General features: G+C 69.5%; 15 protein-coding genes. 13 read left to right on the forward strand and 2 right to left on the reverse strand.

Going from position 1 to position 16,096, the window contains the following annotated elements:
- Positions 1-10: 10 nt before the first annotated feature.
- The 9 genes from ACLM5J_RS08385 (at position 11) to ACLM5J_RS08425 (ending at position 10,176) form a co-directional block, all read left to right on the forward strand.
- Complete coding sequence (locus ACLM5J_RS08385; RefSeq protein ID WP_413655820.1) at positions 11-628, forward strand: TetR/AcrR family transcriptional regulator; 618 nt, start codon at positions 11-13, stop codon at positions 626-628.
- Positions 625-1,425, forward strand: a complete 801-nt coding sequence (locus tag ACLM5J_RS08390) for a TIGR03084 family metal-binding protein (protein WP_413655822.1) — start codon at positions 625-627, stop codon at positions 1,423-1,425. Before ACLM5J_RS08385 ends, ACLM5J_RS08390 begins: the two co-directional genes overlap by 4 nt.
- Complete coding sequence (locus tag ACLM5J_RS08395; RefSeq protein WP_413655823.1) at positions 1,422-3,179, forward strand: acyclic terpene utilization AtuA family protein; 1,758 nt, start codon at positions 1,422-1,424, stop codon at positions 3,177-3,179. The genes ACLM5J_RS08390 and ACLM5J_RS08395 overlap by 4 nt, the downstream gene beginning before the upstream one ends.
- Before the next feature lie 88 nt (positions 3,180-3,267).
- Positions 3,268-4,407 carry an acyl-CoA dehydrogenase family protein gene (locus tag ACLM5J_RS08400; RefSeq protein ID WP_413655824.1) on the forward strand — a complete coding sequence of 380 codons (1,140 nt, stop codon included), beginning with the start codon at positions 3,268-3,270 and terminating at the stop codon, positions 4,405-4,407.
- Positions 4,407-4,898, forward strand: a complete 492-nt coding sequence (locus ACLM5J_RS08405; protein WP_413655826.1) for an SRPBCC family protein — start codon at positions 4,407-4,409, stop codon at positions 4,896-4,898. Before ACLM5J_RS08400 ends, ACLM5J_RS08405 begins: the two co-directional genes overlap by 1 nt.
- Complete coding sequence (locus ACLM5J_RS08410; RefSeq protein WP_413655828.1) at positions 4,891-6,480, forward strand: acyl-CoA carboxylase subunit beta; 1,590 nt, start codon at positions 4,891-4,893, stop codon at positions 6,478-6,480. Before ACLM5J_RS08405 ends, ACLM5J_RS08410 begins: the two co-directional genes overlap by 8 nt.
- Positions 6,481-6,491: 11 nt before the next feature.
- Positions 6,492-8,513 (forward strand): acetyl/propionyl/methylcrotonyl-CoA carboxylase subunit alpha, encoded by a 2,022-nt coding sequence (locus tag ACLM5J_RS08415; RefSeq protein ID WP_413655829.1) that lies wholly within the window; start codon positions 6,492-6,494, stop codon positions 8,511-8,513.
- Complete coding sequence (locus ACLM5J_RS08420; RefSeq protein WP_413655831.1) at positions 8,513-9,679, forward strand: acyl-CoA dehydrogenase family protein; 1,167 nt, start codon at positions 8,513-8,515, stop codon at positions 9,677-9,679. Before ACLM5J_RS08415 ends, ACLM5J_RS08420 begins: the two co-directional genes overlap by 1 nt.
- 107 nt (positions 9,680-9,786) lie before the next feature.
- Positions 9,787-10,176: an MmcQ/YjbR family DNA-binding protein gene (locus ACLM5J_RS08425; protein WP_413655833.1), complete on the forward strand. Its 390-nt coding sequence runs from the start codon at positions 9,787-9,789 to the stop codon at positions 10,174-10,176.
- Positions 10,177-10,195: 19 nt separating this feature from the next.
- Here ACLM5J_RS08425 and ACLM5J_RS08430 read toward each other — a convergent pair whose 3' ends face one another.
- Positions 10,196-10,444: an SCO4226 family nickel-binding protein gene (locus ACLM5J_RS08430; RefSeq protein WP_413655835.1), complete on the reverse strand. Its 249-nt coding sequence runs from the start codon at positions 10,442-10,444 to the stop codon at positions 10,196-10,198.
- A gap of 154 nt (positions 10,445-10,598) precedes the next feature.
- Here ACLM5J_RS08430 and ACLM5J_RS08435 point away from each other — a divergent pair, with 154 nt between their 5' ends.
- Together ACLM5J_RS08435 and ACLM5J_RS08440 are read left to right on the forward strand one after the other, a co-directional pair.
- On the forward strand, positions 10,599-11,507 hold the full coding sequence (locus tag ACLM5J_RS08435) for an ATP-binding cassette domain-containing protein (RefSeq protein ID WP_413655837.1): 909 nt from the start codon (positions 10,599-10,601) through the stop codon (positions 11,505-11,507).
- Positions 11,504-13,102 (forward strand): ABC transporter permease, encoded by a 1,599-nt coding sequence (locus ACLM5J_RS08440; protein ID WP_413655838.1) that lies wholly within the window; start codon positions 11,504-11,506, stop codon positions 13,100-13,102. The genes ACLM5J_RS08435 and ACLM5J_RS08440 overlap by 4 nt, the downstream gene beginning before the upstream one ends.
- A gap of 33 nt (positions 13,103-13,135) precedes the next feature.
- On the opposite strand, the gene ACLM5J_RS08445 is transcribed toward ACLM5J_RS08440, so the two are convergent.
- Positions 13,136-14,356, reverse strand: coding sequence for a cytochrome P450 (locus ACLM5J_RS08445; RefSeq protein ID WP_413655840.1), 1,221 nt, complete (start codon positions 14,354-14,356; stop codon positions 13,136-13,138).
- 243 nt (positions 14,357-14,599) lie between these two features.
- Between ACLM5J_RS08445 and ACLM5J_RS08450 the strand changes: the two genes are divergently transcribed.
- Complete coding sequence (locus ACLM5J_RS08450; protein ID WP_413655841.1) at positions 14,600-15,283, forward strand: hypothetical protein; 684 nt, start codon at positions 14,600-14,602, stop codon at positions 15,281-15,283.
- Positions 15,270-16,079, forward strand: coding sequence for a cobalt transporter (locus ACLM5J_RS08455; protein ID WP_413655843.1), 810 nt, complete (start codon positions 15,270-15,272; stop codon positions 16,077-16,079). Before ACLM5J_RS08450 ends, ACLM5J_RS08455 begins: the two co-directional genes overlap by 14 nt.
- The last annotated feature ends 17 nt before the right edge of the window (positions 16,080-16,096 follow it).

Below are 16,096 nucleotides of genomic sequence, written 5' to 3' on the forward strand. Positions count from 1 at the left end.
GGATGTGCGTGTGAGCCAGAGCACGACACGTGTACCGCAAGAACAGCGCACCCGGGTGATGCGGGAGCGGCTGTTGGAGGCGTGCGTCGCGACGTTGGTGGAGAAGGGGTGGTCCCAGACGTCGACCACGCTGGTCTCGCAGCGGGCCGGAGTGAGCCGCGGCGCGCAGTTGCACCACTTCCCGACCAAGGCGTCGCTGGTGGTCGCCGCCGTCGAGATGCTTGCCGAGCGACGCCACCACCTACTGGAAGAGGTCGCCGAAGGACTCCCGCAGGGGGAGGGCCGCACCCGTGCCGTGCTCAACGCGTTCGGGGACCACTTCGCCAGCGACGTCTTCACCGCCGCGCTCGAACTCTGGGTCGCCGCCCGTACCGACGCCGAACTGCTGGAGGTGGTCGGTCCGCTCGAGCAGCGCGTCGGCCGCGAGACCCACCGGGCCTGCGTCGAGATGCTCGGCATCGACGAGACCATCCCCGGCAACCGGGAGCTGGTCCAGGCGACCCTCGACCTGGTCCGTGGCCTCGGCCTGGCCAACACCATCTCCGACGACACCGCGCGGCGTCGTCGCATCCTCGACCGCTGGGCCGACGAGCTCGACAACGTGATCGCACGACAGGAGCAAGGATGAGTGACCTCCTCGGCCAGGTACTGGCCGACCTCGACGCCGAAGGCGCGCTTCTCGAAGCCCTCGTCGCCGACCGCCCGGACGCCGACTGGCGCCGTCCCACCCCAGCCGCCGGTTGGGACGTCGCGGCCCAGATCGCGCACCTGGCCTGGACCGACGAGTCCGCGGTGATCGCGGCTACCGACAGGACCGCCTGGGACGCCTTGGTCCTGGAAGCGATGCAGGACCCCGAAGGGTTCGTCGACAACGGCGCGCTCCGTGGGGGCGCCGTCGGTGCAGACGAACTCCTCGTTCGTTGGCAGAAGGCCCGCGCCGACCTGCAACAGGTGTTGCGCGCACTGCCGCCCGGCACCAAGCTGCCTTGGTACGGCCCGCCGATGTCGGCGACGTCGATGGCGACCGCCCGGTTCATGGAGACCTGGGCCCATTCCCGCGACGTCCATGAGGCGCTGGGGGCCGAACCGCAGGCCACCGACCGGATCAAGCATGTCGCCCACCTCGCCGTCCGGACCAGGGATTTCGCGTTCCACACCCGTGGCCTGCAGCCGCCGACCGAGGCGTTCTACATCGACCTGCTCGCACCGTCCGGAGAACGGTGGGTCTGGGGCGAACCCGACGCCGTGCAACAGGTCACCGGCTCCGCGCTCGACCTCTGCCTGCTCGCCACCCAACGCGTCAACCGGGCCGACACCGACCTCAAGGCCCGAGGCGACGAGGCTGAAGCCTGGTTGGGGATCGCCCAGTGTTTCGCCGGTCCGCCCGGCACCGGACGCGACGCCACCGAGGAGAACCAGCGATGAGTGCCCCCCTGCGGATCGGAAACTGCTCCGGCTTCTACGGCGACCGGATCACGGCCATGCGCGAGATGCTCGAAGGCGGTGAACTCGACGTCCTGACCGGCGACTACCTGGCCGAACTGACCATGCTGATCCTCGGCAAGGACACCATGAAGGACCCGTCGCTGGGCTACGCCCGGACCTTCGTCCGGCAGGTCGAGGACACCCTCGGCCTGGCGTTGGAGAAGGGCGTGCGGATCGTCAGCAACGCCGGTGGCCTCAACCCGGCAGGGCTCGCCGCGAAGCTCCGCGAGGTCAGCACCGGCCTCGGTCTCGACGTCGCGATCGCCCATGTCGAAGGCGACGACCTGCGGCCGCGGGCCGGCGAGTACGGCTTGGACGGCGCGCTGACCGCCAACGCCTACCTCGGCGGCTTCGGGATCGCGGCCGCCCTCGACGGCGGCGCGCAGGTCGTCGTCACCGGTCGGGTCACCGACGCCTCGGTCGTCGTCGGCCCGGCGGCGCACCACTTCGGCTGGGGCTACGACGACTACGACCAACTCGCCGGTGCCGTCGTCGCCGGCCATGTGATCGAGTGCGGCACCCAGGCCTGCGGCGGGAACTTCTCCGGGTTCCGGACGCTGGCTCGCGAAGGCCACTTCAACACCCCGATCGGCTTCCCGATCGCGGAGATCTCCGCCGACGGCTCGGTCGTGATCACCAAGCACGCCGGGACTGGTGGCGCGGTCACCGTCGACACGGTGACCGCCCAGCTGGTCTACGAGATCCAATCCACCCGGTACCTCGGCCCCGACGTCACCACGCTGCTCGACACGATCCGCCTGAGCCAGCAGGCGCCCGACCGCGTCGCACTCACCGGCATCCGCGGCGAAGCTCCGTCGGCCACTCTCAAGGTCTGCGTCAACGAGCTCGGTGGCTGGCGCAACAGCGTCGAGTTCGTGCTGACCGGCTTGGAGACCGAGGCCAAGGCCGACTGGGTACGGGAGCAGATGAACGCCGCGCTCGCCGCCGACCCGCCGTCGACGGTGCACTGGTCGGGCGCCCCTCGCCCCCACCAGGACGCGGACACCGAGGAGGCGGCCAGCGTGCTGCTGCGCTGCACCGTCAAGGACAGCCGGCCCGGTCCGGTCGGCAAGCCCTTCAGCAGCGCCGCGGTCGAACTCGCCCTCGCCTCCTATCCGGGCTTCACGATGACGGCTCCGCCGTCGCCGGCCACGCCGTTCGGTCTCTACCGCCCGGCGTACGTGCCGCGGAATGCGGTCGAGCACACGGTGGTCCATGCCGACGGCCGCCGGGAGGTGATCGCCGAGCCGACCGTCTTCAGCGAAGGCGGCGCGGAGGCGGCCGACCCGATCGGACTGCGGCCCTCGCCGTTCCCGGCGCCGCATGACGCGCTGACCCGGCGGATGCCGTTGGGCACCTTCGTCCACGCCCGTTCGGGCGACAAGGGCGGCGACGCCAACCTGGGCCTCTGGGTCTCCGCCGATGGCGAGATCTCCGACGAGCTGTACCTCGCCCGGGTGAACTGGCTGGCCAAGCTGATCACCCCGGACCGGATCCGCGAGCTGGTTCCGGAAGCCGTCGGCCTCGACGTCGACGTCTACCTGCTGCCCAACCTGGGTGGCGTGAACGTGGTGATCCGTGGCCTGCTCGGCGACGGAGTCGCCTCCTCGGTCCGGTTCGATCCGCAGGCCAAGGCGCTCGGCGAGTGGGTCCGGGCGCGGATGGTGAACGTCGACGAGAGGTTACTGGCGTGAGTGCGAGGAGCCCCCGCGGAGGTACGCCGAGGAACGAGGTGTGCCGGAGTGAGGCACCGCAGCATGCTCACGCAGAGAGGAACAGTTCATGAGCTTCACGCCTGAACAGATCGCCCTGAAGGAGTCGGCGGCGGAGTTCACCCGTCGCGAGGTGGTCCCCAACCTGCAGGGCTGGGAGGACGCCGGTGAACTACCGCGCGACCTGCACCTGGCCGCGGCCAAGGCCGGCTTGATGGGGATCGGTTACCCCGAGGAGGCGGGCGGTGAGGGCGGCGACCTGCTCGACGTGATCGCTGCCCAGGAAGGGTTCATGGAGGCCGGCGCCTCCGGCGGCATCCTGGCCTCCCTGTTCACCCATGGGATCGCGGTGCCGCACCTCATCGCGCACGGGTCGCCGGAGCTGATCGAGACCTATGTCCGGCCGACCCTGGCCGGTGAGCTGATCGGTTCGCTCGGGATCACCGAGCCGGGTGGCGGTTCGGACGTCGCAGGCCTTACTACCAAGGCGATCCGCGACGGCGACGACTACGTGATCAACGGTGCGAAGACCTTCATCACCTCCGGTGTGCGCGCGGACTTCGTGACCACCGCGGTGCGGACCGGGGACGCCGGTTCGCACGGGCTCTCGCTGATCGTGGTGCCTACCGACACTCCTGGCTTCACGGTGACCCGTGGGCTGCAGAAGATGGGCTGGCACTGCTCGGACACCGCCGAGCTCTCCTATGTCGACGTCCGGGTCCCGGCAAGCAACCTGATCGGCGAGGAGAACGCCGGCTTCTACTACATCGCCGAGCAGTTCGTGGTGGAGCGGATCGCGCTCGCTCTGATGGGCTACGGCCACGCGGCCCGGGCCCTCGCCCTCGCCGCCGACTACTGCCGCCAGCGGGAGACCTTCGGCAAGCCGATCATCGCCAACCAGGTGGTGCAGGCGAAGCTCGTCGAGATGCACCGCCAGGTGCAGGTGGCCAGGACCTACACCCATGACGTCGCGCGCCGACACATCGCCGGGGAGAACGTGATCGCCGACGTCTGTCTGGCCAAGCAGACCGCGGTCGAGACGGCGGTCGCGGTGACCAGCGAGGCGGTCCAGCTCTTCGGCGGCACCGGCTACATGCACGGTACCGAGGTCGAGCGGCACTACCGCGACGCCCGGATCCTGCCGATCGGCGGTGGCGCCACCGAAGTGCTGACCGACCTGGCTGCCAAGTTGTTGGGATATACCCGCTGATGGGCCTGCTGCGACCGCTCGGCGGTGAGGTGACCGTGCAGATCGACGCCCCGCCGGCGAAGGTGTGGGCGTTGGTCAGCGACGTCACCCGCATCGGTGAGTTCTCTCCGGAGACCTTCGAAGCAAAGTGGACCCGCGGTGCGACCGGCCCCGAGGTGGGCGCGCACTTCGCCGGTCACGTGAAGCGGAACGGCGTCGGCCCGACCTACTGGTCGCCGTGCCGGGTCACCAGGTGCGTACCCGAGGAGCTCTTCGAGTTCGGGGTCGGCACCGACAGCGTGGCGATCAACAACTGGGGCTACCGGCTCCGTCCGGTGGACGGCGGCACGGAGGTCACCGAGTACTTCCGGCTCGAGCCGTCGTTCCCGGTCCGCCTGTACTGGCTGCTGTTGGGACGTCTTCGGGGCCGGACCAACACCCGTGGCATGGAGACGACATTGAACGCGATGAAGCGTGTACTGGAGAGCGAGACGGGGACGTCGGATGAGTGAGAACCGGACCGCGATGCTGGAGAAGATCGAGGATCTCCATGCAGAGCAGGCGAAAGCCGTCGAGGCGGGTGGCAAGTACATCGCCCGGCACCGGGAACGCGGCAAGCTGACCGCACGGGAACGGATCGAGCTGCTCATCGACGAGGGCTCGGCGTTCCTGGAGCTGATGCCGTTGGCCGGTTGGGGGACCGACTTCGCGGTCGGCGCCAGCATGGTCACCGGGATCGGCGTGGTGGAGGGCGTCGAGTGCATGATCGTCGCCAACGACCCGACGGTGAAGGGCGGCGCGCTGAACCCTTGGTCGGTGAAGAAGAGCTTCCGAGCCGGTGACATCGCCGCCCAGAACGGGCTCCCGACGATCAACCTCACCGAGTCCGGCGGCGCGGATCTGCCCACCCAGAAGGAGATCTTCATCCCCGGTGGGCGTGGCTTCCGGGACCTGACCAGGTCCTCGGCGCGGAAGGTCCCCACCGTCTCGGTGGTCTTCGGCAACTCCACCGCGGGCGGCGCCTATGTGCCCGGGATGAGCGACTACGTGATCATGGTCGCCGAGCAGGCGAAGGTCTTCCTGGCCGGACCGCCGCTGGTGAAGATGGCGACCGGTGAGGAGACCGACGACGAGTCGCTCGGCGGTGCCGAGATGCACTCCCGGATCTCCGGCTCCTCGGACTTCCTGGCGATCGACGAGCAGGACGCTATCCGCCAGGCCCGGCGCGTGGTGGCCCGGCTCAACTGGCGCAAGCAGGGTGACGAGCCGGCCACCAGCTACGCCGAGCCTGTCCTCGACCCCGAGGACCTGCTCGACCTGATTCCCACCGATCTGAAGGAGCCGTTCGACCCCCGTGAGGCGATCCTGCGGATCGTGGACGGGGTCTCGGCAGGCTCGACCAACGGGGCAGCCAACGAGGTCGCCTTCGACGAGTTCAAGCCGCTCTACGGCTCCGCGCTCTGTGTGGGTTGGGCCCGGCTGCACGGCCACCAGATCGGCATCCTGGCCAACGCCCGCGGCGTCCTGATGAGCAACGAGGCACAGAAGGCCGCGCAGTTCATCCAGTTGGCCAACCAGAAGAACACCCCGTTGCTCTTCCTGCACAACACCACCGGCTACATGGTCGGTAAGGAGTACGAGCAGGGCGGCATCATCAAGCACGGCGCGATGATGATCAATGCCGTCTCCAACTCGAAGGTGCCGCACCTGACGGTGATCATGGGCGCCTCCTACGGCGCCGGCAACTACGGCATGAACGGCCGCGCCTACGACCCGCGGTTCCTCTTCACCTGGCCGTCCGCGAAGTCGTCGGTGATGGGTCCGGCGCAGTTGGCCGGCGTGCTGGAGATCGTGGCGCGGCAGTCCGCCGAGTCCAAGGGCCTGCCCTTCGACGAGGCCGGTTTCGCGCCGACCAAGCAGATGGTCGAGCAGATGATCGAGGAGCAGTCGCTGCCCTACGTGCTGTCGGGAATGGTCTACGACGACGGCGTGATCGACCCGCGTGACACCCGCACCGTGCTGGGCATCTGCCTGTCGGTGATCAACAACCAGCAGGTGGAAGGCGCGATGAACTTCGGCGTCTTCCGGATGTGAGAGGCAGCGTGATGATTCAACGTCTCCTGGTCGCTAACCGTGGCGAGATCGCCCGCCGGGTCTTCGCCACCTGTGCCCGCCTGGGCATCGAGACCGTCGCCGTGCACTCCGACGCCGATGCGGGCCTCCCGTTCGTGGGCGACGCCGACGTAGCGGTCCGGCTGCCCGGCAACACGCCTGCCGAGACCTACCTGCGCACCGACCTGATCCTGGCCGCCGCCAAGGCGACCGGGGCCGACGCGATCCACCCGGGCTACGGATTCCTCAGCGAGAACGCCGACTTCGCGCGCGCCGTCACCGAGGCCGGTCTGATCTGGGTGGGCCCGGCGCCGGAGTCGATCGAGCAGATGGGCTCGAAGATCGAGTCCAAGAAGCTGATGGAGGCGGCCGGCGTCCCGGTGCTCACCAACCACACTGCCGACACGGCCACCGAGGCCGATCTGCCCTTGCTGGTCAAGGCATCCGCAGGTGGTGGGGGGCGCGGCATGCGGGTCGTGCACCGACTCGACTCGCTGGTCGGAACCATCGAGGCCGCCGCTGCCGAGGCGGAGTCGGCGTTCGGTGATGGCACCGTCTTCGTGGAGCCCTACGTCGAGCGGGGCCGGCACGTCGAGGTGCAGGTGCTCGGCCACGCCGATGGCGTGGCGGTGTTCGGCGAGCGGGACTGCTCGGTGCAGCGACGTCACCAGAAGGTGGTCGAGGAGGCGCCGGCCCCGAACCTTCCCGCGGCCACCCGCTCCGCGCTGCACGAGGCCGCCCGCGCCGCCGCCGCCGCGATCGACTATCGCGGCGCCGGCACGGTCGAGTTCCTCTACGACGCCGACGCCGACCGGTTCTTCTTCCTGGAGATGAACACGCGCCTGCAGGTGGAGCACCCGGTCACCGAGCTGGTGCACGGTGTCGACCTGGTCGAGCTGCAGCTGCTGGTCGCCGAGGGCGCGCGGATCGACGTCACCGAGACCGCGCCGCACGGGCATGCGGTGGAGGTGCGGCTCTACGCCGAGGACCCGTCCGCCGACTACCAGCCGCAGAGCGGATCCCTTACCCGCTTCGAGATCGACGCCGACGTGGAGTTCGGTCCGCTGGCCGGCGCCGGCGTGCGTCTCGACTCCGGCTTCGGCACCGGCGATGTGGTCAGCACCTTCTATGACGCGATGCTGGCCAAGCTGATCGTCTGGGCGCCCACCCGCGAGGGGGCGCTGCGCCGCGCCGTCGGTGCGCTGCGTCGCGCCGAGCTGCACGGGCTGCGCACCAACCGGGACCAGCTGGTGCAGATCCTCGGGCACCGCGACGTGATCGCCGGCACGATGACCACCGCGTTGCTGGCCGATGAGGACGACGCACTCGACGGCTCCGCACGGGACCTTCCCAGGGGCCTGCCTGCGCAGGCTCAGGTCTTCTTCGCTGCCGCCCTCGCCTGCGCTGCCGACGCTGCCGGACGCCGTCCGGTTCAGCGCCGGGCGCCGCTCGGGTGGCGCAACGTGGACGCGGGCCCGTTGGTGACGGCCTTGGAGTACGAGGGCACCGAGGTGAAGATCGGCTGGCGGCGCACGTCGAGCGGTCTGGAGCATGTCGACCTCTACGACGAGGTCGAGGGCATTACCGCCGACGATCCCACCCCGCTTGCCGGCGTCCCGGGTGCGTGGCAGGTCGTCACGCGGCGCGACGGCGTAGCGGCGGCGCACCGGGTCTTCCTCGCCGGGGAGCGGATCGACGTCGAGACGCCCACCGGGCACGTCGCGCTGCGCCGGGTGCCCCGCTTCACCGACCCCTCCACCCAGGTCGCCGCGGGCTCGTTGCTCGCGCCGATGCCGGGCACGGTGGTGGCGGTGCGGGTCGCTGCCGGCGATGAGGTCACCGAGGGCCAGCCCCTGGTGGTGATGGAGGCGATGAAGATGCAGCACGTCATCGCCGCCCCGTACGACGGCACGGTCACCGAGATCGGCGCCGCAGAAGGAGATCAGGTCGAGGCCGGAGCGGTCCTCGCCGTGGTCAGTGCACCGGAGAACGATTCAGCCGAAGGAGATCAGTGATGTCGACGATGTTCACCGAGCCCGAAGAGCGCCAGGCGCTCCGCGAGGCGGTGCGCAAGCTCGCCGGTAAGTACGGCCGCGAGTTCGTGGAGCAGCAGGCCAAGTCCGGCGGCAAGATGACCGAGATGTGGCTGGAGATGGGCAGCAACGGCTTCCTCGGCGTCAACATCGCTGAGGAGTACGGCGGCGGCGGTGGCGGGATGGCCGACCTTGCCGCAGTGCTGGAGGAGGCCGCTGCGGCCGGTGCACCGCTGTTGATGATGGTGGTCTCGCCGGCGATCTGTGGCTCGATCATCAGCCGCTGCGGTACCGAGGAGCAGAAGCAGCGTTGGCTGCCCGGGATCGCCGACGGCACCCTGCTGATGGCGTTCGGGATCACCGAGGCGGACGCCGGCTCGAACTCGCACCAGATCACCACCACCGCGACCCGTGACGGCGACGAGTGGGTGCTCAACGGTCAGAAGACCTTCATCTCCGGTGTCGACGAGGCCCAGTCGGTGCTCATCGTCTCGCGGACGGCCGACGAGAAGACCGGCAAGCTCAAGCCGGCCCTGTTCGTGGTTCCGACCGACTCGGCAGGCTTCTCCAAGACCCAGATCGAGATGCAGTGGGCGGCGCCGGAGAAGCAGTTCACCCTCTTCCTCGACGACGTCCGGGTGCCTGCGGACGCTCTGGTCGGCGACGAGGACGGCGGCCTGTGGCAGCTCTTCGCCGGTCTCAACCCGGAGCGGATCATGGGCGGTGCGCTGTCGTGCGGGATGGCGCAGTTCGCCTTGGACAAGGCGGTCGACTACGCCAAGACCCGGACGGTCTGGAAGGACCAGCCGATCGGTGCGCACCAGGGGATCGCGCACCCGATCGCCAAGGTCAAGATCGAGCTGGAGCAGGCGCGCCTGCTCTGGCAGAAGGCCGCAGCGCTCTACGACGCCGGTGACGACATGGCTGCCGGCGAGTACGCCAACATGGCCAAGTACGCGGGCGGCGAGGTCTCCTGCAATGCGACCGACGTCGCGGTGCACACCCACGGCGGCAACGGCCTCACCGTGGAGTACGGCCTCGCCAACATGATGGTCGCCGCCCGCCTGGGCCGGATCGCCCCGGTCTCGCGCGAGATGATCCTCAACTTCGTGGCCATGCACAGCCTCGGCCTCCCCAAGTCCTACTAGCCGAACCGTCAGGCATACGCGCCGAACCGTCAGGCACATGCGTCGAGCCGTCAGGCGGACGCGCCGAGCCGTCAGGCGCCGTCGGAGGTACGTGGCAGGCTGGACCAGTGGCAAAGAAGCAGCGCGCCGAGGTGCCGGCATGGATGGTCGAGCAGATCCGCGCGGTCGTCGACCCGCTGCCGCGTGCCTATGAGGAGTTTGCCTGGGTGGGCGTGCGGTGGCGGATCGGGGCAGCCACCGTCGCCCACCTCTTCGGCGGCGAGGACGGCCTGATCCGGATCACCCTGCGGGGTGAGGCGGACGAGGTCGCCGCCTTCGAGCATCTGGGCGCGCCCTACTTCCGGGCCGGCTGGGGCGACAACGTGATCGGGATGATCGTCGACGACGCCACGGACTGGTCCGAGGTGGCTGAGCTGTTGATCGACTCCTACTGCCTCCAAGCTCCCGAGCACCTGGCCGCACAGGTCGATCGGCCCGACGCTCCGACAGCGGAGTGACGCCGGGTCGAGGGACGCCTCAGGCCTGGACTGGTACCTGATAGATCGAGTCAGCCGGGTGGCCGGCGCGCTCGTGGATCCGCTGCACGGCTTCGGCGCTCGGCGCCTCGGACAGGCAGAAGACCATGCCGGAGTCGGGGTCGGCCCAAGCGTGCTTGAAGTCGACGCCTTCTTCGCCCTGGATCGCCAGATCGGCGTTGTGGGCCTCCAACAGCCCCTCGGGAGTGACTCCGGTCATGCCGGTGTGCACATCCATGAATTCAGGCATTCCCGCTTCCTTTCTGGTGGCCCCCTTGCCCACCATGCGCCGCCCGTCGCGGCGCGCGCATCCCCCAAGCTGCCGGTTCTGCGCCGGGATCGGCCGGTGTCGGCGAGTGCCGAAATGCGCGGAAGCGGACCTGTCGAGGAACTAACGTCGGTCCATGGACGTCATCGAGATCGAAGGTCTGGTCAAGCGGTTCGGCAGTTTCACCGCCCTCGACGGCCTGGATCTGCGGGTGAGCCCAGGCGAGGTGCACGGCTTCCTCGGTCCCAACGGCGCCGGCAAGTCCACCGCGATCCGGGTCCTGCTCGGCCTGCTCCGCGCGGACGGCGGCAACGTGCGCATCCTGGACGGCGATCCGTGGCGTGACGCGGCGGCGATCCACCGGCGGTTGGCCTACGTCCCCGGTGACGTCAACCTCTGGCCCAACCTGACCGGTGGGGAGGTGATCGACCTGCTCGGCCGGTTGCGTGGCGGGTTGAACCCGGTCCGGCGCAACGAGCTGATCGAACTCTTCGAGCTGAACCCCACCAAGAAGGGACGCAGCTACTCCAAGGGCAACCGGCAGAAGGTGGCGTTGATCGCGGCACTCGCCTCCGACGTCGAGCTGATGGTCCTGGATGAGCCCACCAGCGGCCTCGACCCGATCAAGGAGGCCGTCTTCCAGGAGTGCGTCCGGGAGTTCCGCTCCAGGGGACACAGCGTGCTGCTGTCGAGCCACATCCTGGCGGAGGTGGAGCGGCTCTGCGACCGGGTCACCATCATCCGCAACGGCGCGACCGCGGAGACCGGAACACTCAGCGAGCTCCGGCACCTGACTCGGACCTCGATCCAGGCCGAGGTGGCTCGTGAGCCGCTCGGACTGGACGCGTTGGCCGGCGTCCACGATCTCATGGTCGACGGCCATCGGGTCGCGTTCGAGGTCGACACGGAACGGCTCGACGCGGCGCTGGGAACCCTGCGTGGCTTCACGATCACCTCGTTGGTCTGCCAGCCGCCGACGCTGGAGGAGCTCTTCCTGCGGCACTACGGCGACGAGCTCGACGTGGACCCGAGCGCGGCGCGATGATCCGCCTGGTCGACCGCGAAGGCCTGGTCGGGCTCCGGGTCCTGCTACCGGCGTTCCTGCGGCGCGATGCGTTGATGATCGGGTGCTGGACCGTGGGCATCGCCCTGCTCTACTGGTCGCAGGCCGTCGGGGTGAAGGGCCTCTATACGAGCCAGGCCGATTTCGACCGGGCCGCGGCGACGATGGAGAACAACGCCGCCCTGATCGCGATGGCGGGTCCGGCACGCGCACTCAACACTGTGGGCGGCCAGGTCACCTGGCAGGCGGCGGCGTTCGGCGCGATCGCCGCGGGTCTGATGAGCATGTTCCTGATCGGGCGGCATACCCGTGCCGAGGAGGAGACCGGGCGCGACGAACTGCTCCGCTCGGCGGTGGTGGGACGTCAGGCACCGCAGACCGCTGCGCTGTTGGTGGCGCTGATCGCCAACCTTGCAGTCGGTCTGGGCGTCGGGCTCAGCCTCTGGCTCTACGGCCTGCCGGGCACCGGTTCACTGGCCAGCGGTCTGCAGGTGGGGTTGAGCGGCGCGCTCTTCGCGGGAGTGGCGTTGGTCGCCGCGCAGCTGACCCAGAACACCCGTGGGATGTACGGCTGGGTGGGGCTGACGATCGGGGTCGCCTATGGGCTGCGCGCCGTCGGCGATGTCAGCAACCCGGCGCTCTCCTGGCTCTCGCCGATCGGCTGGGGGCAGGCGATGTGGGCCTTCTCCGGTGATCGGTTCTGGCCGGCATGGCTCTTCGTCGCGGCCCTGGTCATCGTGGTCGCGGCGGCGTTCGCCATCTTCGAACACCGCGACATCGGAAGCGGGGTAGTGGCGGCCCGCCCGGGCCCAGCTGAGGCGGGACGCACCCTGCAAGGTGCCTTCGGCCTGGCCTGGCGCGAGCAGCGCGGCACCTTCTACGGTTGGTCTCTGGGCGTCTTCGTGAGTGGGTTGGCCTACGGCTCGATCGGCAATGACGCCGCGGCGATGCTCGGCGACTCGCAGCTCTCCGAGGCGATGTTGGCGGCGGGGATGGCAGATCCGGTCGACGGCTTCCTGGCCACCTCAGCGTGGATGCTCGCCCTGATCGGCGCGGGATTCGCGATCTCCTCGGCGCTGCGGCCACGGGTCGAGGAGAGCGCAGGGCGGGTGGAGGCCCTACTGGCAACGGCGTTGCCACGGGGACGTTGGTTCGCCGCCCACGGTGCGGTCACTGTGCTCGGCACGGTGGCGATCGGGGTGGCCGGTGCGTTGGGCCTCGGGATCGGGTTCGGACTGGTCACCTCGGAGTGGAACCGGTGGGGAGACTTTCTCGTCAACGCGCTCTCGATGAGCCTGGCGTCCCTGGTCTGGGTGGGCCTGGCGCGGTTGCTCTACGGGATCTCGGCGCGCTGGGCGCCGTGGGCCTGGGCGGGGCTGGCGTTCAGTGTGGTGGTGATGCTCTTCGGTGAGGTGCTCTCGTTCCCCGGTTGGCTGATGGACCTCTCGCCGTACCGGCACCCTGCCCAGTTGCCGATCGACGCTTTCGCCTGGCCGCCGGTGGTCGCCCTGGGCGCGGTGGTGGCCGGGCTCTGGGTCGCGGGCCAGGCGGCCTTCGCCCGACGTGACGTGCACTAGTGTCCCGCCTCGGAGGTTCTGCGCGGCGTCCGGCTAACGGCTCAGGTCTCCGCAGGGCAGGCTCTTCCAGGCCCGGACGAAGTAGGAGTCGTGGCGCTCGCCTGCGGCGGCCTCCGCGGTGATCCGCGGATGGGCGGCGAGCAGCTCCTCGAGCGCGATCGTGGCTTGGAGCCGGGCCGCATGGCTGCCGATGCAGAAGTGCGGGCCACTGCTGAACGCCAGGTGCCGGTCCGGACGGCGGAGCACGTCGAGCTGGTCGGCGTTCCTGCCGAACTCCGCCTCGTCGCGGTTGGCCGAGCCGTAGACCATCATCACCTTCTGGCCCGCCGGGATCGTCTGGTCGTGCAGGGTGACGTCGCGCGTCGTGGTGCGGGCCAAGGCTTGCACCGAGGACTCCAACCGCAGGAACTCCAGCACCGACGAAGGGATCAGGGTCGGTTCCGCGAGCAGGATCTCGCGCTGCGCGGGGGCCTCGGTGAGCAGGGTGATCGCATGGGAGATCAGGCTGGCGGTGGTGTCGCTTCCTCCGGCGACCATCACGAAGCAGAAGCCGAGGATGTCCCAATCACTCAGCTGTGCGCCGTCCAGTTCGGTGGTGACCAGCGCCGAGATCAGGTCGTCGTGGGCCGTGCAGGAGCGGCGATGTGTGATCGCCTCGGAGAAGTAGCCCAGCATCTCGCCGACCGCGTGCTGGCCGCTGACCTGATCGACGTCGATCGCGAAGCCGTCGTTCTGGATCGCGGTCAGCCCTGCCACCCACGGTGTGAAGCTGGCGCGCTCCGACTCCGGGACACCCAGCAGGTCGGCCAGGACGAAGACCGGGATCGGTGCGGAGAAGAGCTGATGCAGGTCAGGGGTCTCGCCGCCGGCCGCTCGCTCGGTGAGCTCGCCGATCCGTTCCTTGACGAAGGCGCGGATTCGCTGTTCCAGCTCGGCGATCCGGCGCGGGGTGAAGGCTCTCCCGATCAGGCCTCGGAGCCGAGTCTGGACAGGCGGATCGAGCATCACCAGGGTGGGCGGAATGCCCAGACTGCCGATCTCGTCGGGGAAGAAGGTCAGCCCTTGCGCTGAGGAGAAGGTCGCTGGGTCGCGCACCGCGTCCCAGACGTCGGCGAACCGGGTCAGCGCCCAGAACTCCGGCTGTCCGGCACCAGCAGGGTGGTGCGCGACCGGCGTCTCGGTGCGGAGCTCCGCGTAGGCCGGATAGGGGTCGGTCCGGAACTTGGGGTCGAACGGGTCATAGCGCAGGGCCATCGAGCGTTCCTTCCTCAGCCTCTTCGGCGAGCGGTTGCGGGCCAGCGTAGTGGCCGACGTGACGTTGTGTGGCGGAGTTGTTCACCTTGGCGTCGTTCCGGGGTCGCGGCTGGGAAACGAACCGTTCCGGCAGTGCCGTGAGGGTTTCTGCGGCGCCGCTGACGGCGCGCAGTTCCACCGTGCCGTGAGGAAGGTTTGTAGAAGGTGACTGGCCTCGTGCCTCGCCCGGATCGCTTCTCTGTCGTGGGATTCCTGGTCCTTGTCGCGTGGGCGACACTCGCTTCGGTGGTCGTTCCGGCACCCGCTCAGGCGCATCCGTTCGGACCGCCGCAGCAGGCGGCGGTCGACCGGGCGCCGGGTGAGCAGAACCAGGTCCGGGTCCGTTGGCGGGTCGGCGGCACCGATGACCTGACACTGTTGGGCATCTCGCTCGGGCTGTTGCCCGAGAGCCGACGGATGATGGACGGCGCGGTCTTCTTCAACGACGCCGACGCCGAGGCGCTGATCGCCAGCCCGCTCTTCGCCGACTATCTCCTCGACCAGGTCCGGGTGACCGCAGCAGGTGTTGCCTGCCCGGGCCGGGTCGACGACGTCACGCAGCTCGCGACGTCGGGGGTCACCTTGCTCTTCGCCTGTGCGGAGGAGCCGACCGAGCCCGAGGTGACGATCAAGCTGCTCACCGACCTGCACCCCGAGTACCGAACCCTGGCTACAGGCCCCGACGGCCAGCGCGCCGTCTACGCCGATGGCGCGCAGACCCACGGGTGGACGCTGACCGCCTCGGGGCAGGCCGAGATCGGCTCCGCGGACGCCGGCAGCGCGGGTCGGAGCGCGGCGATCCAGTTGGGCGCCGTCTTCGGTGGCGGCTTTCTGCTCACGCTCGGTGCGGTCTTCGGCCGACGGAGGTGGCTCCGTGTTCGGCGCTGAGTTCGACCTCGGCGGGCTCAGCTCGCAGTTGCAGGGATTCATCGAGGCGCCGGGGTTCGCTCCCGCGGCGTTGCTCGTGGCGTTCGCGGCAGGTGCCGCGCACGCGTTGGCGCCCGGGCATGGCAAGAGCCTTGCTGCGGCCTACCTGATCGGCACCCAGGGCCGCGTTCGCGACGCGGTCTGGATGGGCGGCTCGGTGGCGCTCATGCACACGTTCTCGGTGTTGGTGATCGCTCTGGTGTGGACGTTCGCCTTGTTGTCGGACCTGATCGATCTGCGTCAGCTGACCGGCGGCCTCCAGGTGGTGGCCGGCCTCCTGGTGTTGGCGACCGGTCTCTGGTTGCTCCGGCTGCGAGCCCGCGCCTGGCGCGGTCACGGTCACGGCCACGGCCACGGCCACGGCCACGGCCACGGCCACGGCCACGGGCACGGTCATGGGCACGGCCACGAGGGCGGCAGCACCCTGACCCGTCCCGGCCTGCTGCTGCTCGGGATCAGCGGGGGACTCGTGCCCTCGCCGTCCGCATTCCTGGTCCTGGTGACCGGTCTCTTCACCGGCCGCGCCGGCTTCGCCCTCCTGTTGGTCGCCGTCTTCGGTCTCGGGCTGGCCGTGGTCCTGGTCGGCGTCGGGTTGCTGGCGATCGCCGGCACCAACGTCGTGGTGCGCAACGCCGAACGCCACCGGATGATCCGCTTCGCCACCGTGCTCGCCCCTGTTCTGGCTGCCGGGGGGATCACCCTCCTCGGTGGTGCCATCACCGCGTGGTCGGTGATGGGTCTGGTCGCTGCGGGATGACCCGTGTCGACACCTGC

The sequence above is a fragment of the Nocardioides sp. Bht2 genome (assembly GCF_047308515.1).
Classification (GTDB): Bacteria; Actinomycetota; Actinomycetes; order Propionibacteriales; family Nocardioidaceae; genus Nocardioides.